Annotated in this window: 24 protein-coding genes; 8 read left to right on the top strand and 16 right to left on the bottom strand. The window is 35.5% G+C overall.

The features are described 5' to 3' along the window. Window positions 1-6: 6 nt before the first annotated feature. The 4 genes from FSZ17_RS04140 to FSZ17_RS04125 all read right to left on the bottom strand — a co-directional run bounded on the left by FSZ17_RS04140 (window position 7) and on the right by FSZ17_RS04125 (window position 5,133). Window positions 7-1,020 (bottom strand): cytochrome d ubiquinol oxidase subunit II, encoded by a 1,014-nt coding sequence (locus FSZ17_RS04140; RefSeq protein WP_057775810.1) that lies wholly within the window; start codon window positions 1,018-1,020, stop codon window positions 7-9. After that, window positions 1,017-2,363, bottom strand: a complete 1,347-nt coding sequence (locus FSZ17_RS04135; RefSeq protein WP_057775809.1) for a cytochrome ubiquinol oxidase subunit I — start codon at window positions 2,361-2,363, stop codon at window positions 1,017-1,019. Before FSZ17_RS04135 ends, FSZ17_RS04140 begins: the two co-directional genes overlap by 4 nt. Window positions 2,364-2,636: 273 nt before the next feature. Continuing rightward, the gene (locus FSZ17_RS04130) at window positions 2,637-3,830 is read right to left on the bottom strand and encodes an MFS transporter (RefSeq protein WP_057775808.1); all 1,194 of its coding nucleotides are present in this window, start codon (window positions 3,828-3,830) and stop codon (window positions 2,637-2,639) included. A gap of 325 nt (window positions 3,831-4,155) precedes the next feature. Beyond that, window positions 4,156-5,133 carry a proline dehydrogenase family protein gene (locus tag FSZ17_RS04125; RefSeq protein ID WP_057775807.1) on the bottom strand — a complete coding sequence of 326 codons (978 nt, stop codon included), beginning with the start codon at window positions 5,131-5,133 and terminating at the stop codon, window positions 4,156-4,158. Between the two features lie 310 nt (window positions 5,134-5,443). Between FSZ17_RS04125 and FSZ17_RS04120 the strand changes: the two genes are divergently transcribed. Beyond that, window positions 5,444-6,613 carry a pyridoxal phosphate-dependent aminotransferase gene (locus tag FSZ17_RS04120; protein ID WP_057775806.1) on the top strand — a complete coding sequence of 390 codons (1,170 nt, stop codon included), beginning with the start codon at window positions 5,444-5,446 and terminating at the stop codon, window positions 6,611-6,613. A 77-nt stretch (window positions 6,614-6,690) separates the two neighbouring features. Here the strand turns inward: FSZ17_RS04120 and FSZ17_RS04115 are convergent, their stop codons facing one another. The 3 genes from FSZ17_RS04115 to FSZ17_RS04105 all read right to left on the bottom strand — a co-directional run bounded on the left by FSZ17_RS04115 (window position 6,691) and on the right by FSZ17_RS04105 (window position 10,720). Beyond that, window positions 6,691-8,547 (bottom strand): ATP-binding protein, encoded by a 1,857-nt coding sequence (locus FSZ17_RS04115; protein ID WP_057775805.1) that lies wholly within the window; start codon window positions 8,545-8,547, stop codon window positions 6,691-6,693. Beyond that, window positions 8,544-8,945 carry an anti-sigma regulatory factor gene (locus FSZ17_RS04110; protein WP_057775804.1) on the bottom strand — a complete coding sequence of 134 codons (402 nt, stop codon included), beginning with the start codon at window positions 8,943-8,945 and terminating at the stop codon, window positions 8,544-8,546. Before FSZ17_RS04110 ends, FSZ17_RS04115 begins: the two co-directional genes overlap by 4 nt. 242 nt (window positions 8,946-9,187) lie before the next feature. Continuing rightward, window positions 9,188-10,720 (bottom strand): DHA2 family efflux MFS transporter permease subunit, encoded by a 1,533-nt coding sequence (locus FSZ17_RS04105; RefSeq protein ID WP_057775803.1) that lies wholly within the window; start codon window positions 10,718-10,720, stop codon window positions 9,188-9,190. Window positions 10,721-11,179: 459 nt separating this feature from the next. Here FSZ17_RS04105 and FSZ17_RS04100 point away from each other — a divergent pair, with 459 nt between their 5' ends. Further along, a complete protein-coding gene (locus FSZ17_RS04100) occupies window positions 11,180-12,079 on the top strand; it encodes a TetR/AcrR family transcriptional regulator (RefSeq protein ID WP_057775802.1) in 900 nt (299 codons plus the stop codon). Between the two features lie 121 nt (window positions 12,080-12,200). On the opposite strand, the gene FSZ17_RS04095 is transcribed toward FSZ17_RS04100, so the two are convergent. Next, a complete protein-coding gene (locus FSZ17_RS04095) occupies window positions 12,201-12,572 on the bottom strand; it encodes a winged helix-turn-helix transcriptional regulator (RefSeq protein WP_057775801.1) in 372 nt (123 codons plus the stop codon). Window positions 12,573-12,704: 132 nt separating this feature from the next. Here FSZ17_RS04095 and FSZ17_RS04090 point away from each other — a divergent pair, with 132 nt between their 5' ends. Next, on the top strand, window positions 12,705-13,331 hold the full coding sequence (locus FSZ17_RS04090) for a nitroreductase family protein (RefSeq protein ID WP_057775800.1): 627 nt from the start codon (window positions 12,705-12,707) through the stop codon (window positions 13,329-13,331). A gap of 274 nt (window positions 13,332-13,605) precedes the next feature. On the opposite strand, the gene FSZ17_RS04085 is transcribed toward FSZ17_RS04090, so the two are convergent. The 3 genes from FSZ17_RS04085 to FSZ17_RS04075 form a co-directional block, all read right to left on the bottom strand. Continuing rightward, on the bottom strand, window positions 13,606-14,433 hold the full coding sequence (locus FSZ17_RS04085; RefSeq protein ID WP_057775799.1) for an alpha/beta fold hydrolase: 828 nt from the start codon (window positions 14,431-14,433) through the stop codon (window positions 13,606-13,608). Window positions 14,434-14,943: 510 nt separating this feature from the next. Then, a complete protein-coding gene (locus FSZ17_RS04080) occupies window positions 14,944-16,329 on the bottom strand; it encodes a M17 family metallopeptidase (RefSeq protein WP_057775798.1) in 1,386 nt (461 codons plus the stop codon). Window positions 16,330-16,539: 210 nt separating this feature from the next. Continuing rightward, window positions 16,540-17,841 carry an MFS transporter gene (locus tag FSZ17_RS04075; protein WP_057775797.1) on the bottom strand — a complete coding sequence of 434 codons (1,302 nt, stop codon included), beginning with the start codon at window positions 17,839-17,841 and terminating at the stop codon, window positions 16,540-16,542. A 246-nt stretch (window positions 17,842-18,087) separates the two neighbouring features. On the opposite strand from FSZ17_RS04075, the gene FSZ17_RS04070 reads away from it, so the two are divergent. Beyond that, window positions 18,088-19,344, top strand: coding sequence for a helix-turn-helix domain-containing protein (locus tag FSZ17_RS04070; protein ID WP_057775796.1), 1,257 nt, complete (start codon window positions 18,088-18,090; stop codon window positions 19,342-19,344). A gap of 531 nt (window positions 19,345-19,875) precedes the next feature. Beyond that, entirely contained in the window at window positions 19,876-20,166 is a 291-nt protein-coding gene (locus tag FSZ17_RS04065; RefSeq protein ID WP_057775795.1) for a DUF4257 domain-containing protein, read from the top strand. Between the two features lie 89 nt (window positions 20,167-20,255). Here FSZ17_RS04065 and FSZ17_RS04060 read toward each other — a convergent pair whose 3' ends face one another. From FSZ17_RS04060 to FSZ17_RS04045, 4 genes are all read right to left on the bottom strand, one after another. After that, complete coding sequence (locus FSZ17_RS04060; RefSeq protein WP_057775794.1) at window positions 20,256-20,435, bottom strand: hypothetical protein; 180 nt, start codon at window positions 20,433-20,435, stop codon at window positions 20,256-20,258. 121 nt (window positions 20,436-20,556) lie between these two features. Further along, window positions 20,557-20,847 carry a YxcD family protein gene (locus tag FSZ17_RS04055; protein WP_057775793.1) on the bottom strand — a complete coding sequence of 97 codons (291 nt, stop codon included), beginning with the start codon at window positions 20,845-20,847 and terminating at the stop codon, window positions 20,557-20,559. Beyond that, a complete protein-coding gene (locus FSZ17_RS04050; protein WP_057775792.1) occupies window positions 20,835-21,278 on the bottom strand; it encodes a hypothetical protein in 444 nt (147 codons plus the stop codon). The genes FSZ17_RS04055 and FSZ17_RS04050 overlap by 13 nt, the downstream gene beginning before the upstream one ends. 24 nt (window positions 21,279-21,302) lie before the next feature. Beyond that, window positions 21,303-21,458: an FbpB family small basic protein gene (locus tag FSZ17_RS04045; protein ID WP_082625377.1), complete on the bottom strand. Its 156-nt coding sequence runs from the start codon at window positions 21,456-21,458 to the stop codon at window positions 21,303-21,305. A gap of 635 nt (window positions 21,459-22,093) precedes the next feature. Between FSZ17_RS04045 and FSZ17_RS04040 the strand changes: the two genes are divergently transcribed. Next, window positions 22,094-22,963 carry an EAL domain-containing protein gene (locus tag FSZ17_RS04040; protein WP_057775791.1) on the top strand — a complete coding sequence of 290 codons (870 nt, stop codon included), beginning with the start codon at window positions 22,094-22,096 and terminating at the stop codon, window positions 22,961-22,963. Between the two features lie 252 nt (window positions 22,964-23,215). Here the strand turns inward: FSZ17_RS04040 and FSZ17_RS04035 are convergent, their stop codons facing one another. After that, a complete protein-coding gene (locus FSZ17_RS04035; RefSeq protein ID WP_057775790.1) occupies window positions 23,216-24,187 on the bottom strand; it encodes a GGDEF domain-containing protein in 972 nt (323 codons plus the stop codon). A 345-nt stretch (window positions 24,188-24,532) separates the two neighbouring features. On the opposite strand from FSZ17_RS04035, the gene FSZ17_RS04030 reads away from it, so the two are divergent. Together FSZ17_RS04030 and FSZ17_RS04025 are read left to right on the top strand one after the other, a co-directional pair. Beyond that, window positions 24,533-25,120 carry a VanZ family protein gene (locus FSZ17_RS04030; protein WP_057775789.1) on the top strand — a complete coding sequence of 196 codons (588 nt, stop codon included), beginning with the start codon at window positions 24,533-24,535 and terminating at the stop codon, window positions 25,118-25,120. A 58-nt stretch (window positions 25,121-25,178) separates the two neighbouring features. Continuing rightward, entirely contained in the window at window positions 25,179-25,727 is a 549-nt protein-coding gene (locus tag FSZ17_RS04025) for a glycerol-3-phosphate responsive antiterminator (protein ID WP_057775788.1), read from the top strand. The last annotated feature ends 39 nt before the right edge of the window (window positions 25,728-25,766 follow it).

The raw sequence follows: 25,766 nt of genomic DNA, 5'->3' as shown, positions 1-25,766 counted from the left end.
TGCAGCTCAGCTCTTCCCTCGCACATAATTCTTATTGAACAAAAATAGTTTTAGCAGCAGCCACAGTGATGGTATAAGTAAACACAAGCCCGCTATAAAAGCAATGATAAGCGCGATGGCCATGGCTTCGTTTGTAAAGCTATCATACAAGGTTAAATATGGATATAAAAGATACGGATAATGCGAAATCCCATAAGCAAAAAAGGCGAATGCAAATTGACCGATAAGAAACCAAACGGCAAGACCATAATTCCGTCGTTTCCAAACGAACCAAACCGTACCAATAAACAATAGAAACGACAATCCAAACATCCACCACAAGTCAAAAATCCTCTCATAATGTTCAGGATTATGCGCTTTCAATTCAAAAATTATTCCTGCAGCCGTAATAATAAGAGGGCCTGCCCAGATAAGTGCATATTTCCTTAATAATCCTGTTGCATCCTTATCCTGTGCTTTATCAGCATACCAGGTTAAAAATACTGCTGAAATATAAAGGACTGCTGTAAAGCTAAGTAAAACAATACTCCAAGTCAGAGGATTAGAAAACAATGCCCAATAATCAAGAACTGGCTTAGAATCATTCATAAATACAAATCCGCCCTCTGAAATGGTAAGGACGATTGACAGCGAGGCTGGGATAAATAATCCTGATAATCCATACATAAATGTATATCCTTTATGCCCTCTCGATCCGTATGTCTCAAAAGCATAATAGGAGCCGCGAATCGCTAACAAAATAGTTGCAATGCTTGCTGGAATAAGCAATGTCGTACCATAATAAAATGCACTCTTCGGAAAAAATCCAACCATTCCAACAAAGAAAAAAACAAGAAAGACATTCGTAATTTCCCAAACGGGTGATAAATACCGTTGAATAATATCCGTTAAAATATGCTCCCGGTTTGTCAAGGTACTATATGCATTGAAAACCCCTGCGCCAAAATCAATGGACGCAACGATCACATATCCAAATAAAAATAGCCACAAGACTGATATTCCGATAATTTCTAGTGTCAATGATATTCACCATCCATTTCCGCCTGCCGATCTTCCATCTCTTTTTCAACTGGATTTCGTTTAAACATTCTTCTTAATACAACAATAACCCCTATACCTAAAATCAGATATAATCCACTGAATAATATAAGCATAAGATCAACTTGACCACTTGAAGTTGCTGCATTCTCTGTTTTCATTAATCCACGTAAAATCCAAGGCTGGCGTCCGACTTCTGTCAGCCACCATCCAGCTTCAATAGCAAGCATTGCGAGCGGACCTCCAGCAACGATCAGACCGAGAAACCTTTTCGATTTTACAAACCCCCAGCCCTTCCATATGCTGATAACATATACAGCAGAAATCGCAACTAACCACATACCGATAAACACCATCAGATCAAATAAATAGTGAATGTATAGTGGTGGAATTTCATCTTTCGGAAATTGATCTAAGCCAATTACTTCTGCCGTTGGATCATTATGCGCTAACATACTTAAAGCAAATGGAATCTTAATCTCATACTTTATTTCTCCATCCTCTAAAACACCTAATAAAATCAGCGGTGCACTACTTTCTGTTTCAAAATGCCACTCAGCAGCAGCTAATTTTTCCGGTTGGTACTCGGCTAAAAATTTCCCAGAAAAATCACCGATAATCGCAGACGCGATCGAGAAAATCAACCCTAATTTCATTGTTAAATAAAGGGCTTTTTTATGATAAATATGATTAGACCCTTTTAGCAATCGAAAAGCAGCAATGGCTGCGAGTACAAAAGCTGATGTCATATAAGCAGTTACTACGACATGAGTGACTTTCGTTGGCATTGCAGGGTTAAACATCGCGATCAGTGGATTGATATTAATTAATTGGCCTTCTACAAGCTCAAATCCTTGCGGTGTATTCATGAAAGCATTCACAATTGAAATAAATACAGCCGAAAAAGATGCGCCTGCTGCGACCGGTATTAATAACAGCAAATGTTTCTTCTGATTTTCAAAACGGTCCCATGTATATAGGTAAATCCCTAGAAAAATTGCTTCAAAGAAAAACGCAAATGTTTCCATAAATAAAGGCAACGCAATAACGTTTCCTGCTAGTTCCATGAATTTTGGCCACAGTAGCGAGAGCTGTAAGCCGATGGCAGTCCCTGTTACAACACCAACTGCCACTGTGATGACATAGCCACGCGCCCATCTTCGTGCAAGTAATATATAATGTTCATCATTCTTCTTAATTCCGACCCACTGTGCAATCATAATCATCAATGGAATCCCTACACCAATCGTAGCGAAAATAATATGAAACGATAATGTCAGTTCTGTGAGCACGCGACTAAAAAACACTGCCTCCTCATTTCCCATACCCTAATGCCTCCTTAACTTCCGAAAACTCTTCCTATTATGGATAGCAGGATGATACCAGCAACTGTAAACGTAACCAAGATTAGCATTTTCTCTTGCTTTTTATACATAATCACACACTCCTTAAGTAGAATTCCATTTTTTATCAGATACTAATAAAGTTCCCTCTTTAAGAGAAAAAAACCATTGGATAAAAAAACATTTCAAAAAAAAGGCCAGTCCGCCAACATTTGATTGGGGACTGACCTTTGATATATTAAGCTTCTTTCTTTTTTAAATACTAAACTTCTCTTTTTTAAGACTTAGCATGACAACAAAGGATAGGCAGTATAAGACTGCTAGATAAGCCATTGCAACCGTCATATCATAGTTTTGTAGAATGTAGCCCACGAGGATTGGCGATAATCCACCTACTGCTCGTCCAAAGTTAAAAATCGTATTCGTAGCAGTACTTCGAACTTGTACTGGATAATAGCTGCTGATCAATGCTCCATATCCTGCAAACATCCCATTCGAAAAGAACCCAACAATGGCCCCGCCAATCAAGACTGCTGCACCACCTTGTGCATATGAGTATAAAAATACCGCAGATGCAGAGGCTAATAGAAAGACTCCAAAAGAACGCTTTGCTCCAAATCGATCCATAAATTGTCCAAAAGTAAGCATACCTATAATCATTCCAACAGCTGTACTGATTGTCCATAGTGCTGAACTAGATACAGATAATCCTTGTGATTTTTGAAGCATAGAGGGCAGCCAGATCATTAATCCATTGTAACCTGCGATTTGAACAGTTGCCATAATCGCTAATGAAATCGTTGTTATCGCTGTTCTAGGTGTTTCAAATAACTGATGCAGCTTACCTTTCTCTTGTTTATTTGCAGCCTTTTGGTCCTTCCTGGCAGCGAGCCACTCTGGGGATTCATCTAAGTTTTTGCGTACAATAAAGGCGAAAATAACCGGTAACACTCCTACAAAAAACAATGCTCTCCACCCTAAAGTAGGCAGGATGATTGCACTTAGCAAAGCAGCGAGAATAACACCATATTGAGCTCCTACACTTACATACGAAGAGGCTCTTCCCTGTTTATTTTTCGGCCATGCTTCTGCAACAAGCGCCATTCCTATTCCATATTCTCCACCAGCACCAAGCCCAGCAATAAATCTGAATATATAAATCTGTTCAATACTTGTAGCTAATCCTGTTAAGGCAGTACCAATTGCAAACAATATAATTGTATAGGTGAAAATTTTCACCCTGCCAAACTTATCTGCTAAGATCCCGAAAATAACTCCTCCGGCAAGCATTCCCATATTTGTTATAGATGAAATTAATCCCCCTGTTGCTAAGTCTAAATGAAAATGTGCAACGATCATGGACATGGCAAAGGAGATAAACATGATGTCCATACCTTCTAATGTTAAACCTGCCACTGATGCTATGACTGTCTTTTTACGATAATCCATTTTGCTCCACCCTCTCAATATGTTTCTTGCAGTTATTAGATTCCTCTTGTATTGAAGGAATGGAACAAATTTCTCTTCCATTCTCTTTTCAAGTCTCACAGGACTTATTTAAAAGAGGCCTGATTTTAACCAAAAAAATAATGCCCTTCTGTCACAGAGGACAAAAGGGCATGAAAATATAAGATGACAAAAATTAAGTGTCAGTCTATCAACCCTTTTCGGCCTCTCTGGACCAAATTAAAGGAATTATATTTAGTTTGGTAAGGGTCAGAACCCATTGTATAAAACGTTAAAAGAATATAATATCTAATTTCATTTTAGATGATTATTTTCCTTTTTTCTTCTTAGTTATTCTTCCTAGTAGAAACGCACCTGCTGCTACACCAAGCACTGTGTTTGTTTTTTTGTTAAATACTTGTTTAACCACAAGGTTTAAGTTTTGCGGTCTTTCTGCTAAACGACGCATGAAGTATCCGTACCAGTCTTTTCCAAATGGCACATACGTACAGAAGTTATAGCCTTCACTTGCTAGCTTTAATTGAAGATCTTTTCTGAATCCGTAAAGCATTTGGAATTCAAACTTATCATTCGGAATATTATTCTTTTTAACAAATTGTTTTACATGGTTAATAATATTATGATCATGAGTTGCGATTGATGTAAATTTACCATTTAAAAGATGGTATTCGATTAACTTAATAAAGTTTGCATCAATATCCTGTTTATCTTGGTATGCATAATGCTCTGGTTCTTTATAAGCACCTTTAACGATACGTAAACGATAATTTTTATATTTTTCGATATCATCTTCTGCACGGAAGAAATAAGCTTGAATAACAGTTCCAACATTATCATGCTCTTTTGAAAGCTCATCTAATAGATCAAAGGAAGGCTGTAGATGACCGTAATCTTCCATATCAAAATTGACGAAAATATCATATTTGCTTGCTAAATCGACAATTTCTCTTAAGTTGCTTAAGCAGAAGTAATAATCAATATCTAGACCTAATTGTGTCGGCTTTAAAGAGATATGGGCAGCAACTTTATTTTCATGAATCGCTTCAATAACTTTTAAGATTTGTTCTTTCGCTTCTAGTGCTTCTTCTTCTTTAAATACGAACTCACCTAAGTTATCTACAGTACAAGAGATTCCGTGAGCATTTAGCTCTTTAATACTCTTGATCGTTTCTTCAATATTCGTTCCCGCTACGACATTTTGCGCCCCCATTTTTAACCCGTACTTTTTAGCTGCACTGTTTAGTAATTGGTTTTGGGAAAGGCCCATAAAAATATCTTTTAACATAGCGAATGCTCCTTACTGTTATTTTTTTAAAATAATTATATCATATCTTAACAATAATTTTATTCAGAATTTAATATAGAAAAATATATTCTTTACATTTTTTCTAACCCATTTTTACTAATCATTCACTAATTTGTTTTATTCCTAGGTACTTCCCTATTATTGTTATTCCCTTTTCTTAACTTTTCTTTCATTGATATTCAAGTGTTTTGACACTTAAATTCTTAAGGAACATTATAATAGACATTTTTAATGAAAGAATATAAAATTTGAAATTAATCTTAATCATTTTGCAGAAAAGGTGGATTGTATGGAATATTCAGAGCGCTTAAAAAAATTACCCGTTCAATTTTTTGCATCTTTAGTTGAAAAAGTGGGCAAAGCCATAGCTGAAGGTCGAGAAGTAATTAATTTGGGACAAGGAAATCCTGATCAGCCTACACCTCCCCATATTGTCAAAGCATTACAAGCCGCTGCAGAGGACCCGATAACTCATAAGTACTCTCCTTTTCGCGGGATTCAAGAGTTAAAAAATGCAGCTGCTGTATTTTATAAAAAACAATACGGTCTTGACATTGACCCAGCAACTGAAGTGGCAGTTCTTTTTGGGACGAAAGCTGGACTTGTCGAGCTCCCAATGTGCTTGCTAAACGAGGGCGACCTCATGCTATTACCTGACCCTGGATATCCTGATTATTTATCAGGTGCTGTCTTAGCAAACGTCAAATATCAAACTTTTCCGTTAAAAGTAGAAAATCATTTTTTACCAGACTACAATGCCATTCCTGTTAACCAAAGAGAAGAAGCGAAACTCATGTATCTTAACTATCCGAACAATCCTACCGGCGCAACGGCTGATCGAGCTTTTTTTGAAGAAACCGTTGCCTTTGCAAAAAAGCATCATATTACGATTTTGCATGATTTTGCCTACGGTGCCATTGGATTTGACGGTAAAAAGCCAATCAGTTTTCTCGAAGTGGAGGGTGCTAAAGATATTGGCGTCGAAATGTATACGCTATCGAAAACGTATAATATGGCAGGATGGCGTGTTGGCTTTGCCGTTGGAAATCCGACCATTATCGAAGCGCTTAATCTCATACAAGATCATTTATACTGCAGCCTCTTTCCAGCCGTACAAAAAGCAGCTGCTGTTGCGCTAACAGATGATCAACAATGTGTCGATAAACTGGTTGCTCGCTATGAAAGCAGAAGAAATGTACTTATGAACGAATGCCGTAAAATTGGGTGGGATGTCCAAGCTCCAAGAGGATCATTTTTCGCTTGGCTCCCTGTTCCAAGCGGATTTACGAGCGAAGCTTTCGCAGATTATTTACTAGAGAAAGTGGATGTAGCGGTTGCTGCTGGTAATGGATTTGGAGAATATGGCGAAGGGTACATCCGCGTCGGATTATTGGTGGATGAAGAGTTATTAGTAGAGGCCGTAGATCGGATTGGGAAACTTAATCTTTTTTCAAAATAGGAAGTTTCTTGTGATATTAAGGTAAACAAAAATGCACATTTCCTCTTTTTTTGGAAATAGTGCATTTTTATCTTAAATTATTGAATCTCCTGCAAAGCCTGCTGTAGGTCAGACTTCGTTTTTAGCTCATTGTCAATTTCGATTCCGAGTTCTATCATTGTGTCTGCAATATCAGGACTGATTCCTGTTAAAATAGTTGAACAGCCTAATAATTTAATGCCTTTTACAATTTTAAATAAGTGGTTAACAACGGATGTATCGATAAAAGGTACACCTGAAATATCAATTATTAATCGCTCAGCTTTTAGCTCTTTTACCTTGAAGAGCGTCTTTTCGCGGATTTTTTTTGCCCGAAATGTGTCCACATTGCCCACTATCGGAAGAATACAAACTTTTTCAGCGATCGGAATAATAGGAACAGACAATTCATCTACGGTTTCACGATGGCTCTTTAACAATTCATCTTTATAATTAACATAATAAGCAGTATGAGAATCTATATATAAATCGATGATGTCGTTTACATAGCGTTCTAATGCAAAAAATTCCTCCATACTAAGAGAGTGTTTGGATTCAAGGTAAAATATTTTGATTGCATTCCAAATAATTCCACGGGCTGATTGAAAAAGTTCCAAGGATAAATGTATCGGAAAGTCCGTTTTTACCCATTTACTGCCTCCCTCTTTCGCCCAATCCATAATTTCTTCCGTTTTAAGCTCTAAAATATTCTCAGTCACAACTTTAATGATCGGATTTCCTTCTTCTTCGTATTCTTCCAGAAGACCGTTTTCTCTTATTAAAGATATTAGATAGCTTTTATTTTTATGTAAATATTGAATCCACTCTTTTGTATAAAAATCTATATTGTCCTTCAAAAACTGAGATAATTCTTCCTTTGAATTGACTGTTTGTATCATCGAATGACCTCCCAAATAAGAGTTAGAGTGTTGAAGTGTTTTAGTGAAGGAAAGGAAAAAAGTCGTTCCTTGTCCTGATTCACTTGAGACGCGTATTTTGCCATTGCTGCTTTGTATTGCATTAAAAACTTGTGCGAGACCCATCCCTTTTCCATCCTGTTTTAATGTAAAGAAAGGAGTACCAAGCAAACGCAACTTGTCTTTTGGGATGCCAATACCGGAGTCAGAAATGCTGAGGTGAATTTCATGAGCATCATCATATTGCTCAATGATCAAAGTACCACCTTCAGTCATCGCCTCGATCGCATTCTTAATTAAATTGAACAATGCTTTTTTTATTTGATCCTTCCTACCGGTAATCAATGCATTTTCATGTTCAAACTTCTTTATTAAATTTATATGATAAAGCTGGTTTTGAAATAAAAGTAAAATCGATTCGATTTCTGAACATAAATTGAATGTAGTATGTTTTTCTTGAAAAAATTCTGGCTTTGATACACTCATTAAATCATTTAAAGTTTGTATAGCCCGGTCCAATTCACTTTTTGCAATTTGAATATATTCTTGATTATGATTTTGTTCCATTAATTGGAGAAACCCTTTCACGGCAGTCAAGGGATTTCTTACCTCATGAGCAATGCCAGCAGCCATTTCTCCAATTGAGGATAATAAATGATTATTCCAGTTATTATACTCATGAGAATTTTGTATATGAATGACATTAAATATGTATATATGAATATTAACTAACCTTTGATCTTTAAATGTTCGATGAAATAAAAATAAGTGCGGTTGTGTATCAATGGTAGCAATAAACTCATTGGATTTCCCCATAAAGCATTCGTGAAGCTTTGTCTTAATTTCGTTGTTTTTTACTCGGTGAAAAAGATTGTCGGAATCACTTTCCTCCGAAATTAATAGTCGATTTCCTTCTGTGTTTATTTTTTGAATCGTTCCATTAGGATTAAGTTCAATTATTCCGTATGAGACTTTATTAGAGGTAGGTAGTTTAATCAAATGAAGTTACCCCCATTATTGAGCCACTTTACGGCTCGAACTTTTGTACCTAGGCCAATGTTACTTGTAATTTCAAATTCATCCATTAATCGTTTCACCCCAGATAACCCCAATCCTAAACCAGTTTTGGAGGTAAATGATTGATTAAAAATTTGATCCAGATTCGAAATCCCAGGACCTTTGTCAATTGCAATGATTTCTATGCTATGGGGAGGAGATGGATTAATTTGAAGCTCACCCTTACCAGCATAAAAGACAATGTTTCGGGTTAACTCCATGATGGAAACAACCAATTTGGTTTGTTGGCTTCTATTTAAGCCACAATCTACAGCAACTCTCTTCCCTATTGAACTTGCCATGTACACATCATCTTCTCGTTCAATAAAAATCTTATACAAATTTTTCTCAAATCCTTTATCTCAAATAAAGTGAAACTTCCGTCAGTGGGGGTTTTACTGCCCGTTAATCCGCGATAAACGTTTGAATATTAAGAGTATTTTAGCATATTTGGATAAATTTAAAACTGAATTTTTTTAAGTTATTGAAAATTTTTCTATAATTTTGAAATAATAATTTGAAATCAAATAAGAAAAAGCTTATTGTCATTCATTGACAAATAAGCTTTTTCATTTTAAGATCTTTAGTTTTCTGCTAATTTTGCTTCCACTTTTTCACTAGTGGTTTTTTCATCTAATGAATCTTCCACTGGTGTTGCACGCTTCATAAAGAAGGCAAGAATAAGGGCAATGGCAACAAATACTGTAGCCACTAGGAATGCAAAATTTAATCCTTCCAGCATGGATTTCATCAAAATTTGCTGCTTCATCTCTAGGATTGCTGCTTCTGTTGATTGTCCAGTCCCCATATTCTCCATCGCTTCTTTGGCTAAACTTGCGGCATGTGATTCAGTACGATTGGACATAATCGTGACTAATAACGCTACCCCAATAGCACCAGATACTTGATTAAGTGTATTATTCATCGCCGTTCCATGTGGATAGAGCCGTCTTGGCAACTGATTGAGTCCATTTGTTGAAACAGGCATCATACACATCGATATGCCAACCGATCTCACAGAGTAAAGAATCATTAAGTGAGTGTAGCTAGTATCCAGCGTTAACTTACTGAAATAAAAAGTTGTAACAACTGTTATGGTTATGCCAATAATCGCTAATATACGCCCTCCAAATTTATCAAATAATCTCCCTGTTAAAGGAGACATAAGAGCCATCAAAATAGCTCCTGGCAATAATAATAGCCCTGCATCCATTGGGGATATTCCACGGACTGTTTGAACATAAATGGGCAATAATATCATCCCAGAAAACAAAGCCATATTTACGGTCATTGAAATCGCTGATGATAACGCAAACATCGGATATTTATAAACCTTGAAATTAAGCATTGGCCGTTCTTGCCTTGTTTGCCGTAAAATAAACCAAATTAAGGAAATAACCCCCAAAATGATGGTTCCATAAACTTCTGGATTATCCCAGCCTTTACTGCCTGCCGAGCTAAAACCATATAGAATGCCACCAAAGCCCAAGCATGATAATATAAGCGAAATAATATCAAGTCGGATATTCACTTTTTCCTTTTTATCTTTAAGCAAGAAAAAGCCAATCAAGAAAACAACTACTGCAATTGGTGTGATGAAATGGAAAAGCATTCTCCAGTCATAATGCTCAATAATCCATCCAGATAAAGTAGGACCGATTGCTGGAGCAGACATTAAGATTAGACCAAAAATCCCCATTACTGTCCCACGTTTTTCAATAGGAAAACTAACAAGCATGACATTCATTAACAGCGGCATTAAGATAGCTGACCCCGAAGCTTGTAGCATACGTCCAGATAATAATACCGGAAAAGCATGAGCAGTACCTGCAATGACCGTTCCTATTGTAAATAATCCCATTGCAAATAAAAAAAGCCTTCGAACTGAATATTTTTCAATTAAAAAAGCCGTAGCTGGAATCAAAACACCATTTACTAGCATAAAGCCCGTTGAAAGCCACTGTACGGTCGTTTCTTTAATCTGCAAATCTGTCATAATCGACGGTAGTGCAATATTTAATAACGTATTATTTAAATATGCAATAAATGCTCCGATCATTAAGACAGCAATAATCCCGTACGGTGGACGACTGGACTTATTTATGGAATGATCCATTATCTCTCCCCCTATACATATAGTGCATTATTTTGTACTCTCGTTTCATTTAGAATAATATCATATACCAAGAGTTCAAATATTGCAATCATAAAAAAACTGTTTTTCTAAAGGTTTGTGTAAAAGTTTCAAATGGTATACTATGATTTTTATACAGGAAGTCCAATTAAAAGTGTAAGCACCTTTGGAACAATCAAAGTTCAGATTGTTCCTGCGATGATTATTCTAAGGTCCTTTCCTTAGTGGTCACCCCCGACAAGCGCAAGACGAGCCTAACGGAAAGGTGTTCTTTACCTTTCTGGGAGGATTGGCTTGTGACCTCGAGGTCGACAAAAACGCGACGTCCTTGTCGCATTGTCGACACTAGTACGTCCTGTACTTCGGGGGTAGGTGCTGGAGCTAGACATTTCTCTAACTCCAAAAAGGATATACTTTATTTTAAAAATTAAAGGTGATTGAATGAATACTCGTAAGCAGCATGTTATCGACATAGCTCATCAGTTATTTATTGAAAAAGGTTTTCAAGCTACATCTATTCAAGATATTTTAGACTATAGCGGGATATCTAAAGGTACATTCTATAACTATTTTTCATCGAAGAATGAATTATTAATCGCTCTTTTTACAACACTTTTTAAGAAGATAGAAAAAGGACAAGAAGATTTACTTATTGGCCAGGATCCTAAAAATATTGAAATCTTTATTAAACAGATTCAATACCAATACGAGACAAATCGAGCAAATAAGCTACTTTCCCTTTTTGATGAAGTATTCTATTCAAATGATGAGGAACTAAAACAATTTTTAAAACGATGTCATATGAAATCAATTCGTTGGTTATATGAAAGATTCATTGACATCTTCGGCGAGAGTAAGAAGCCCTATCTGTTAGATTGTGCCATCATGTTTAGAGGCATATTACAGAATAACCAAAAATACAATTCCGCGGCGAATAACTCGAATGTGAGCATTCATGACATCGTTCGTTATAGTGTAAATCGAACCATTAAAATGGTAGAAGAAGTTGCAGAGACAGGAGAACAATTGCTGCCACCTGAACTTTTAGATAGCTGGATGCCTAACTGCAAAAAAACGAACAAAGATTTTCAACAGAAGCTTTATCATTCTATTTCAACATTAAAAAAATCTCTGATCCACAATGAAGATCAGGCAAAATATATCGAATTGCTTGATTTTATTCTAGAAGAACTTTTACATTCAAAAGATTCCCGAAAGTTTCTCATCGAGATGGCGATTCAATCATTGAAATCAGAGGAAGGATCTTTCGAGAAAAAAGAACTTCAACAGCTCGAACAGCTGGTCGCTAATTATTTTAAACAAATAGAGGAAGCCGACTAGAATTTGTAATGTCATTCTCCCACACATAAAAGAAGCAGAAACCTATATGGCTTCTGCTTCAAACTGGTAAAAATGATCCTATCTAATATATACAAAATCCGCTTCTCGGCATCCCAAAACTTTATTCGTTGCCTTTTCTAGTATGACCACTATTTTCCTTTACCCATTTAAGAATAGCTTTAATGGTTTCTTCTAATCCTCTTCCAGTCTGTGTTAACTCGTATTCTACTTTTCTTGGAGAAGTTTTAGAAACCTTTTTTACAATAAAACCTTGCGCTTCCAATTCGCGTAATCGTTCGGTCAATAATCGATCAGATATGCCATGAATTTCAGCTAATAACTCATGATAACGCTTTGGTCCACTTAATAAATGGTAGATAATAATCCCCATCCATCGCTTACCAATAAACTCAATGGTTGTATGAAAACTATCACAGTTTGAAACACCTTTTTCATTTATTGAAGATTGAATTAGACTCTCTTTTTTCTCCATAAAAAAACTCCATTTGTTTGATACTTTCATTTTAGCATATATAGTTATTGACAAACAAACTTACTAATAGTAACCTTGAATCCGTACTTACTTTAAGTAAGTTAATGAATATGCTAGAAGGAGAATACTACCATGTCCGAAAAATATGATATCTTGTCTGAAGTCATTCACGAACGAAAATCCGTAAGGAAATTCGATTCATCATATAATATTTCAAAAGAAGAAATCGCTTCTATGCTAACTGAAGCAATAGAAGCTCCATCATCAAGTAACTTGCAGCCTTGGAGATTCATAATCATCCAAGATCAAGAAACGAAGAAAAAGGTCAAACAAATTGCCTATAATCAAGAGCAAACTGAAACATGCTCAGCCATCATTGCCGTAATTGGTGATACTGAGATGTATCATAATATTGATAAAATTTACCAGTCTAACTTCGAAGCAGGCAATATCGATGAAACAAATATGGAACGCCTAATTCAAAATGCAAAAGGATTATATCCGTCTGCACCTGCTGACGTAAGATTGAATATAACGACTTTTGATGCTGGTTTAATTTCCATGCAATTGATGTTAATCGCAAAAGCGAAAGGATATGATACTGTATGCATGGGCGGATTTAATAAAAAGCAATTCGCGGAAGCATTTGATTTGTCCGATCGATATGTACCCATTGTACTGATCGCTTTAGGAAAAGCAGCCGTTCCTGCACACGACACTACTCGGATGCCACTGGAAGAAATAGCAACTTTTATATAAAAAAAACTCGCCGATTGGCGAGCCTTGGAAAGGCGAAGACAGAGGCGTAGTTGCACTAATCGCGCTCATATATGCCACGTCCTGTGGCATTCGCCCGACTAGGACATCCGTCCGTTGCACTTAATTCCTAAAATTGGCAACCGCGTCAATCATCTTCTGCACGGGTAATTTATACTTTCTTAACGTGTAGAAAAATGGTGTCAGTCCTCCACCTCTTTAACTTAGTGGAGGACTGACACCAAACCTCATTTCGTTCTTAAATAATGACGTTTGTTTATTTTTCATTCCTTAGAAATCGATCAATAATTTCGTTAAATTTCTCTGGATACTCCCAAAACATCAAATGTCCACCAAGCACTTCAAATGTGGATTTAGGTGAAATTTTTTGCGTGAATCCCTTCGCAATTTCTGCCCAATGCTCCGCTACTATAGTCAAAGTCGGGACAGAGTTACTTGCAAGTTTCGCTTCATGGCGATAATCAGAAAACATGCCAGCGGAAAATAAATTTGCCGCAATATAATATGGTGTTTTTAACGATTGCTCAACTAGCCAATTTAATTCATCCTCCGACAGTTCTCGTTGAACCATCACTTGAGTGGTATAACTCGTAACAAACTCCCTATGTCCTTTTGGATTTCGCAAATATGCTGTGTAAGCTGTTCCGATATCATCAAGAGGTCCCTCCACCCAGTCTTGCTCATGATTAGTCGATAAGGGCTTCGGTGACATATCGACAAATATTAAAGATTTCATGTTTTCCATTCCGTATTGTCTTATGTACTCCCATATCGTTAGGCAGCCGAAAGACCACCCTACAAGTGTTGCATTTTTTACATTCAGCACTTGTAAGACCTTTGCTAAATCTGAACCGTGAGTTATATAATCATTTCCATGCAGTGAAATGGTTGAACGGCCATGACTTCTCGGATCGATGACAATGACTCGATTGGTTTTTGAGAAATGCGCTACCTGCTCTGAAAACACTTCAGTCGTAAATGTCCAGCCTGGTATAAAAACAATAGGCTCTCCACTTCCAACATCTTGAACAAACAATTCTACACCGGATTCAACTTCAATATACCTTCCAGCTGCAACCGACATAATCTTCATCTCCTTTATTGTTCATTATTACAATCATCTAAAAAGGAATGTACTTAAACTCAATTATGTTAGTACTCTTGTTAAATCATATTCTTTAATGAAACTTGAAATTCCTTACCTGCAAAGAATTACGCTTTATAGGTCCAAATAATTTAATAGCAATTAACGAAAAAGGTCAGTCCCATACCGTATTATCTAAGGTGGACTGACCCAATCTATATAATAATCAAACTTTAGTGGTCTTATTATCACTCTTATGGACCACTTCTCTTCGAAAATCTAACATTAGTGGTCCGATTATCACTCTTACGGACCACTTCTCTTCGAAAATCTAACATTAGTGGTCCGATTATCACTCTTATAGACCACTTCTCTTTGAAAATCTAACTATAGTGGTCCGATTATCATTCTTAAGGACCACTTCTCTTCGAAAATTTAACATTAGTGGTCCGATTATCACTCTTATGGACCACTTCTCTTTGAAAATTTACCATTTGCGGTCTTATAAACTTACTTTGAAACATGTACTGTAAAATCAGCTAGTAATCTAACACCAAATCCTGTTGCTGATTTTGCATAATAGCCGGTTTCGTCACTTTCCATTACTCCAGCCATGTCTACATGAAGCCATTGGCATGATTTCGGAACAAAGCGGCGAAGGAATAATCCTGCAGTAATCGAGCCTGCTTCTCCCTTTGAACTAATATTACTAAAATCAGCATAATCGCTGTTTAAGTAACTCTCATATTCCTCGACCAATGGCATTGGCCAAATAAAATCACCATTTTCACGACCGATTTCCTTCATTTCAAATGAAAGACGTTCATCCCCGAATACACCAGCTATTTTTGATCCTAGTGCATTAGCAATGGCTCCTGTTAATGTGGCAATATTAACGACGTATTTTGCTCCCCACTCTCCTGCGCGAATGAGACCGTCAGCTAGGATGAGACGCCCTTCCGCATCTGTGTTCGCAACCTGCACGGTATGGCCATTTTTGTATCGGATGATCTCACTTGGAAGTACTGACGTATTGTCAATTGTGTTTTCAACCATTGGAATCAGCGCAATAACATTTACCTTTGCTCTCAATGCAGATAACAGCTTCACTGCTCCAGCAACAGCAGCGGCACCGCCCATATCCATGCGCATATTACTTATATCTCTTCCAATCTTCAAGCTAATGCCGCCTGTATCAAAAGTTACCCCTTTCCCAACGAGAGCGATAAGTGGCTTAGATTCGTCACTGCAATAGATAAGTTCAACAAAGGAAGGTTTATATTTACTCCCACGGCAAACCGTTAAGACGCCATTCATTTCTAATTCTTCCAGCTTTTCTTTATTAAATACATTCACTTGTACATCTGAATGAGCAAACTCTTCTCGTAAGATCGTTGGGAATGTTTCAGGATTTAGTACATTCGGAATTTCATTCATTAAATTACGAGAAAAGTTGGTCGCCTCTGCACGGATTTTTCCTATTTCAATGAACAACTGCAATTCTGCTCTGCCTTCCACTCGTAGCTCCGTCTTAAAGGAATTTCCCTTTGACTTATACATAACAAACTTATATGCACCTAAGTGCCAGCCTTCCACAAAAGCAGTTATCATCCCATCTACATGTAATTTCGGCAATGCTTTTTGCAGTGCTTCCTCATATATAATCGCATTTACTACTTTACGCTTACTCAGCTCTCGCGAGACAGCACCGGCGATCATACGGATTTGATCATATGTCTGCTTTTTTTCCTTCAAAGCTTTTATAACCACTACTAACTTTTCACCAAGAAAAAGTGCAGTAAAAGACTCAGAGCCATTTTCAACAAATTGTTTTACTTGTTCATTGTTTTGCATATATAAATCATTTGAAAATAAAATGATGGCTTGACCTGACATTCGAAATTCCCTCCCTTAATAATGATTACGCCACTACTTATTTTGGTATACGAAAGGAATTTCACTATCTTTTAAAAAATCTAGTAGTATGTTTTTGCGTATTAAAGAAATATTCAGAAATTTATCCTTATCACTGATTAACCCGAAGTTCAATTCCACTATTGTAAAATTTAGATTTATAAAAAAAAGTATACTTTCTGAAAATCAGTTTTATGAAAATGATTTCGCTTCTTCCTTAATGACGTTAGTTTCTCTATATTCCGGATGTGCTTTTCTTACAACGGAAGGCCTTGCCAGGATAAGGACAACCCCGATGAGTACAGCAGAAGACAAGAACAGTACCCATTGAGCCGGTATTACATCATATAGGACTCCGTATAGTACCATCCCTAATGGCATAAGCGCCATCGCCATCGTTTCCAGGATAGAGAAAACACGTCCTTTAAAATCATCATCAATTTGTTTTTGCATGAACACTTGCAATGGGGTATTTACGATAATAATCATTACACCGAAAGCGAACATTAGGATTGCATAATAGGAAAAAATAATGGTATATGGCATTGTAACTAATAATGGTATAGCAACACCACCCATGAGCATTCCCATACACATAATTCCTCTTTTTGAAACGAGAAACGGGAATCTCACTTCTTTTCTGACAGAGAAATATATGGACATCAATAACATTCCAACTGCTAAAGCCCCTTGTGTAAAACCGAAATGATTAGAAGCAATCTTCAACTTCTCAATCAGGATAAATGAATAGCCAACTTCAAAAGCACCAAATAAAAAATTAACGAGTAAGGCGATCCAAATCATTGCCATAATAAGTGGCTGTAATTTCAAATAGCTAAACCCTGCTTTCATACTTTGCCACATGGATTCTTTTCTTTCGCCTTCAACTTTCTTTTTACGATTAGCGAAGAGATTGAAATTCATTGTGGATTCAAGAATAACAGCAATGCTAGAAGCAATCATATAGATGATAAGGAATACTGGCATTGAAACGGCTCCGTATAATAAACCGCCCACTGCAGGACTTCCAATCGAAGCGAAAGAAATGGACATCTGATTCATTGACATCGCTTTTTGAATTCTTGCTCCATCAACAAGTCCGCTAATGGACGAAGTGAAGGTCACCCCTGAAAAAGTAGAAGTAAGTGATAAAATAATCGTTGTCACATAAATAGCAGCAAGCGAAAGACCAGATGTTAAGCTAACGACAAGTAACCCGCCAATTGCAATCGTCGTACCAATTTGCGCAATAATGACGATCATCTTTCTTGAATATTTATCCGCAGCATACCCTGCAAACGGGGAAACGAGTGTACGAGGCAAAACATTGCAAATAAGGTTCGTGGCAAAGCTCGTGGCAGATCCTGTCATTTGTAAAATATAAAAACTAATGGCAAATGTATACACTTGAGATCCAAATGAGGAAATTAGCTTGCTAATCGTAAATGTCCATAAATGATATGTTGCTTTTTTTAACTTATTAGCCTCTTCCATAAAAACCTCCACATAAAAAGTTTAATTTAATTAAACAAATCGTATCATATCCTCCTCTTCCATTTCAAGCAAAAGTTTAATATAATTAAACTAACCATAATGATTACTTGCCGCTAGCTTTTTTTCGGAGAACGCATTAGTTTTTCTTATAAAATATTTGAGCCTTTAATAACATGGAAATCACTTTAGTATATTAGAAATATAAAATTTCATGTTAGCTATTAACTAGGAGCGTGCCTTTTCAACATGTTAGGAGAACGAATTCGAAAGCTAAGAAAACAGAAAAAAATGACACTCGAAGAACTTGCAGGGAAGAGCCTTACGAAAGGGATGCTCAGTCTTATTGAAAATAATAAGGCAAATCCTTCAATAGAAAGCTTACATTATATTGCTGAACGCCTTGGAGTAGAGGTGTCTGATTTATTAGAGGAAATTAGTTTACAGGAATTAAGAAAAACCCTTGAAAAAGCCGAGGAATTATACAATTTTGAAAACTTATGCGAAACAGAAAACCAACTAATAAAGACGGAGCAAGATAAGGAAATTATTGATCTCATTAAGCCTTACATTGCAAATCTAACTCAAGGCTATGAGTCAGCACGATTATTAGATATTTATAGCCGCTGTCTTTACAACGAAAAAATTGAAGGCTGGCAGAAATTTTCCGGACAAGCTGCAGAAATATACGATCAAATGAACCTTACTTCAAAGCGTGCATCAATCAGCGTATTCCTCGCAACGGAAAAATTCATCGAACATCACTACGAAGAAGCCTTAACGATATTTTTAAATGATCGTGCCAAAATCGAAGCAAAACACGTCTATATTGACCCAAAGACTCGGCTTGATCTTGATTATTATGAAGCGATTTTATACTTTGCCGTGGGTGATTCGGAGTCGGCAACACAAGTGATGGATAGTGCCATTGCCTTTTCCAAAGAGAATAGAATTTTTTATCTAATTGATGATTTATATCGACTTGCAGCTGCCCAAGCAATGATGGGAAAAAATAAGGAAAAAAAGATCCATTACTTACTGAAGTTAAAGCAATACGGAGAGTTTGCTGATGATACAAATTCCATCCTGTTTTATCATTTTATGATGATAGAATCTCTTATCTCTGAAAAACATGAATACACAGAAGCAATAGAAAAGATTGATCAGTGTTTAACAGATCCGAGCATGACGGAGACTTTTAAACATTATTTTAACCTTGAAAAAGGCAAAGCCTTGTATCGCCTTGCTCGTTATAAAGAAGCACTCCATTGCCTCGAAAAAATAGAGATTCCACCTTTTATACATCATCCGTTTGATTTGTCTCACTTTTTTATTATGGACACGTACAAAGCACTTTGTCACTTAGAACTAGAAAAAGTAGATGAAGCATTTCAATTTGCAGAAATAGCTTACAACCATTTTTATCAGCTACCATCTACACCATTTAAAGATTTTGCTATTGAAACGTTTGAGGCCATAAAAAAAACAAGACTGGCTGAGGAGTGAGTACCTCTGCCAGTCTTGTTTTACTCAGTAAAGACTTTTTAATTCTAATTTAGTCTTCACTGCGACCGTTTCAACTAGCAATCCTAAGTTGGTGACATCCAATAGCTTACTCTTTAATCTTAAAATGCATAACTGCTTTTTGAAGCTCATGGCCAAGCTCTGTTAATCTTGTTGCATCTTTTGCTACAGTTTGAATTGCCTTCTCTTGTTCTTCCGGCACTTTTTATGATAACCTCTCTCGGCCCTCGTCAACAAAGCCTTTTGTTTTCTCCACACTGACTAGAGCTGGGGTAATTTTTTTAGAATAATCATTTAGCAGGCTAAGAGCTAATAAAATTAACTAATGCATTAGTAGGACACTTTTTTAAAATGTTATTTTTATACAGTATAGTTTTACTACGTAAAATTTTGGAAAATTCGGTATTTTTACACATACTATTTCAAACGATAACCCTATATACTGATAATACACCAAGAATCAAACTAAGGTCGCTTTACCAAAAATCTCGACTTTAGGAGTGTGAAGTACAAATGTTAATGAACATTATCTTCGCTGTTTTGATTGGTGGACTAGTCGGTGTAGCAGGACATATTAGAAATGAGGGCAAGCTAGTAATGCCCCGAAAAACAAAAAAGTTTATCTATCTAGGATTTTGGGAAGAAGTCATCTTAGGGGCTATCGGTGCAGTTTTCTTAGTTGTCTATACAGATCCTGATTCAACACTAAAGGTTATCTTCCTTTCCATCATTGCTGGGTTTGGTGGTGATGTGCTGTTGAAATTTCTCGAGCTGTTAAAGATTCGACAAAAAGATAATAGCTAATGGCATCCTATTCAATGAATCTCAAAAACCTAACACATTTTTATATACTCGCTAACTGGCGAACAGGATCTATCACTGTTTGCCATATTTTACGGCCATTTTTGAATTATAACCCCTTTAACATGGACTCCAATTCCTTCTGATTTTCCTACAGCCATTGCATTTCCTCTAAAAACCGCTGTGAAGGCCCACTTTGTAAATCCAGTTCGGCATGAATCCACCATGTACTTTCCATATACCACAACCATTTTAACGATTCGAGTAAGCATCCTATTATCCTCTTTTTTCCTCTAACCATAACTATCTGTAAAAATAAATCGATTTTTCAACTGCAATCATGTATATAAAAAGATCAGTCCTCAAGAGACTGATCTTCTTCTATCATGAAACTTATTCAACTAAAGCAATAATCCCTTCATGATCATCGAGGACTAATTCAATTCTTGCTGCAAATGGATCAACACCCATTTCTGTATCTACCCATAATCGGATTGCCTCGATGATATTTGCGGTAATAAAAATTTGTTTTCTCCCTAATACATGGGATTCAGCTGAGAATCCATATTCATCATCAAACATTAACTCCATTTCGACTTCGGAAGGAGAAACTTTCTTTTTTTCAGCAGTATACACACAGAGTGCATTAATGATATCTTGCTCGCTCATTTTTATCTTTCCCATGTTTGATTGTCCCTTCTTTTCCTTTTTAAAGATGTAAATACCTTACGAATTATCAATACTAAAGCCATAATCGCCATGATATTGATAAACAATCCTAGAATAGAGCCTAAAACACCAAGGTTACCAAGAAGACCTCCAAAAAGTAATCCTGCTAATCCACCAAAAGCTAATCCTTTTAAAAATCCACTTTTACTTGACTTTGTAGTCTTTGATTTTTTGGTGAAATTTGTAGTTGTTTTTTGCTTATTTACTTGCTGATTAGTATCTTTTTTATAGAACGACGAATTGTTGTGAGTGCCTGAATTGTACGATTTCTTACCAGATTTATATGATTTAGCACTTACTACATGCGGATTATGATTAACAATAGATGTCACAGGTGCTAAACATAAACTTAATACCATTAGGGATGCGATTATTTTTTTAAACATATGAATTCCTCCAGTTTTTTTATATTAATTATTTGATAGAACTTGTTGCTGTTTTTTTAATGTATCTTCATGTTTTTTATCTAATTTCTTTTCAATCCTTTCTAATACATACTCATCTTTTAAAATTTCTTCTCTATTCTCTTCCATTAATCGATTAAAGCTTAGTTTCTTCCTCTTCATGCTATACCTCCAAAATCATGTATTTTCCTTAATGAAAAAGGGCCTATACCGTTAACTGGTATAGGCCCAAAAAACAAAAAAGACCTCTACCAACTGGTAAGGTCTTGCTAACAACGTCATAGTTGCCAACAAAGCCGAGAGTTATTCACTCTGTCCTGACGACTTTGCTGTAAAAGCTACTCCCCTTAAAAGGAATATTGAATTTATATTAATATAATAATAGATCATTGGGTGTTTGTCAAGGACTTGCTCTAATTCAAAAAAATAAAAACCCTGCAAACCTTTACGTGATCAACAATGCCAATTTGATCAATTTAATATTAGTCGATATGAATAATCGCTAAACATTTTTTCCGCATAATGTCCTGTAGTAAAAGATTGCACATATGACATAGAAAAGTAATCTGTATGGAAATATTCTTTATAAGTTCCTTACTTTGTTTCTTTTAGATTAATTATTTCTTGGGTCACTACTTTTTTATCTTTATTTATGACTTTTGATACTTACTTTTATCCAACCATTACATAGTTTTACATAGTTTTACATAACTTTTACAAATAATTATTATTCGAACTGTTTATAAGGAACTATAATATAAATAGATTAAACGACAATTTTCTACAATAGGTGCGATATGAAAAATAACCGATTGAGCAACTTTTTCAACTTTCTTGTCTATTTAAACACCCAGAAAGAGAGTCTTTATCAAGATTATAAGAAAAGTATAGAACTACAAGAACTTATGCAAAGATGTAAAGTAAAAACGGTATTTCAGCCTATTCTCTCGCTAGAAGAAGGTTCAACAATTGGTTTTGAGATTCTAAACCGACCTCAAAGCACCGAATTATTTCCTACAACTGAAGCATTTTATGAGTATGTAGGGAAAAGCAATGATGTTTTTGCTGTTGAGCAATTTTTACGAAATCTATCTCTTGAGAGATTTTCAGAGCAATTTATAAACTTTAAGCATCACAAAGAGCCCTTAATATTCCTTAATATTCAGCCTCAAGTGTTAGCTGACCCAGCTTATCGAACTGGAATAACCCTCGAATTGTTGGCCAAATATAATCTATCCCCCAACCAAATTGTTTTAGAGCTTACTGAAAAAGAGGCGGTCTTTAATTATAAGCAGTTTGAAATAATGATTGATCATTATCGGAAACAGGGCTTTCGCATTGCTGTAGATGATGCAGGGACAGGATATAACAGCTTACAAACTCTCGTACGGATAAAACCAGAATTTATTAAGCTAGATAAATCTCTTATCCGAGAGATCAATGGCCATCCAGAGAAGCAGCATTTAGTAGAATTGCTGATGGATTTTGCTATACAATCCAATACCAAAGTCATTGCAGAAGGAATTGAAGCTGCCCCAGAACTGAAATTCCTAATAAACCTAGGAGTTCACATGGGACAGGGCTATGCACTTGGAAAACCGGAGCCAGAGTTAGTAAATGGGCGTATTCCTATTTCTAATACTATTCTACAAACACAATTAGCATAATGGGATTCAGTATTAAGTTAGAAAAACTTGGCGTTCGCCAAGTCCTTTTTGGCGAACGCCTTAGTTTTCTTATGCGATCTTATTAGCAGATATTTAATTGAAAACACACTTTACTTTAGTACGTTAATAAACTTAAACTTCCTATTAGCTAAAAAAGCCTTGTAGTTTCGCTAACTACAAGGCTTTCATGCTTCTTTCAGGAATCATTTATTTTATTATTTTTGTGTTACGAATTTCAGACAACCATTTTCATTACAGAATTTCTTCTTTCATGTCTTCATGAGTTAGAAAAACACTCTTCTTAATGGTCTTACACCTGCTCTTCACTTTAGCCGCCTCTTTGCTTATTTGCCCTACTGTTATTAGTTCACAATCTTTATTTTGGACTACTGCAATTGAAATCGTCACTAAAGGAACATTTTCAAGTTTGCCCTCTCGAGTGACAGCTGGAATATATCCTTTATTTAATTCTTCATGTGAATAGTAGCGGAGGATTGACTGATGAAATCGGGAGATAATTGCATTGCATAAATCTTCATGATGATAATGGGGAACAACTGCAATAAAATCGTCTCCGCCTATATGCCCAACAAATGAAGGCTTACTATCTGTAGTATAAATAATATCCGTAATAATATTTGCTGTTTCCTTAATCAATTCATCTCCTTCACTAAATCCGAAGGTATCATTAAAGAATTTAAATGAATCAATATCTATGTATAGAACACTAAACTCCTTATAGGTTAAAACTTCTCTTAATGTTTCTTCGATTAAAATGTTTCCAGGCAGTCCACTAAGAGGATTAGAATAGCGTGCAACATTAATCTGTATCTCTGACAATTTAATTATTAATTCCCGTATGCTTACAATTCCAAAAATTCGATCCTGTTTAGTGACGATTACATAATCATAAACATTCTCCTGTTTTCGATTCATCGCAAGCGCACTAACTTCAGTAATCGGTACAGAATAATCCACTGTTAATAGATCTTGATCCATCACAAGTTCGATTGTTCGTTTCATAAAAAGGTCAAAGCCATATTTAGTAGAAAGCTTTTGGAAAAATTGCGTTCTCATGACTAGTCCAATTGGCTCGTCGTTTTCACATACGACAATCCCCTCTAAAGATGGATTTTCATTAAAGATTGAATAAACTACCTCACATTTTGTTGAGGGGGCTACAATCTTATTTTCTTTTGAAATATCGCCAATAACAATATGCATATCATCACCTCCATTTCCATTTGTTTTTGGGAAACTGAGTAAGGGAATGAATAAAAATATTGAGGCTCTATTCCCTTTCAATGCTTTTGAAATACTTCCACTTAATACTAATTTACTTTAAAATTATTAAGAATTGGTAAAATGAATGTAAATTATTGAGATCTTTTGTGAAAATTTACCTATTACTTTTAACTCATTATACAACATTCTGTATTAAATTACATATTAAGTAAAAAAAGTATTTTTTAAAATTAATATTTAACTTTTTTCTCCCACTGAGGTTTTAAGTTTATACTAGACCTATCAAAAGCATTCCTTTAAGAAAGAACTAAATATGGAGGTAACATGAAAAAAATTATAATACTAAGTGTTTTATTGTCTCAAAGCATATTTTTCATGCTTCTGCCGATATGGATTGAATTAACTAATTATCTACACTCGCTTGTCATCGGGGTAGTTTGGGTTTTAATTTCTACCCTCGTTTTATTTGCTGTTTGCTGGTGGAAAAAAGAAAAAATTCGTTTATCCAAACGAATCCTTCATGTTTTAATGTTGCTTTATTCTATTGGACTGCTTATCTTGTTATTTTTCAGACCAAAAGGGCAAATCTATGAGTCCATAAATCTTACTCCTTTTGATACGATTCGTTTTTTTCTCTCTGGAAACGTCGATTTTTTAATAGCCCTTTATAATTTAGGCGCAAATATTGGTTTATTCATACCATTTGGCCTGTATTATAGATATATAAGTAAGAAACCTGTTTTAAAGAAAATTTTAATCATCACAATATGTTCCATAAGTACGATTGAAGGACTGCAATTTCTAACAAAAAGAGGAAGTTTAGATATTGATGATTTGATCCTAAACACTTTAGGTGTATATATTGGCTATTACATCTATCCGTTTTTTCAAAAAGTCTTGGTTATAAAATAGTAACTTTGAGTAGGAAAAAACAAGATTACTTCAAATTGAGGAAAGGATGTGCATAAAAATGGAAAGAAATATTATTGCAGCGATTAAAATACCAAAACAAATTGATCTTGCAATTAAATATAAAGATAATATCGATTCAGTCTTCCTATTAGTAGGAAATGTTCAAAATATAAAAGAATATGTTGATGTCTTTAAAAAGGAAAACATCCCTGTCTACGTACATATCGAAATGATACAAGGGCTCAAGTTAGATTCATATGGGCTTACGTTCATCTCAAAGTACGTTAAACCAGATGGAGTCATTACAACGAAAACGAATATGGTAACAAAATGTAAACAACATAACTTAAAAACAATATTAAGATCCTTTATGATTGATAGTGAAATGTTAAAAAATACAATTGAAGCAGCGATTTCATTAAAGCCAGATATACTAGAAATAATGCCAAGTACGACAACATATGTCATTAAAGAAATTAAAAAGAAAACGGATATCCCAATCATAACAGGTGGATTGGTAGATACGATTGATATTTTTGAAAGAAGCTTAAAAGACGGTGCTATCGCTGTTTCAACCTCAAATTCAGACATATGGAAAAATAAATAAATATTTACAATAGATTAATATGTAATTTACAGTCGAACG

The organism is Cytobacillus dafuensis (assembly GCF_007995155.1).
Classification (GTDB): domain Bacteria; phylum Bacillota; class Bacilli; order Bacillales; family Cytobacillaceae; genus Cytobacillus; species Cytobacillus dafuensis.
This window is presented reverse-complemented; position numbering and strand designations above follow the sequence as displayed.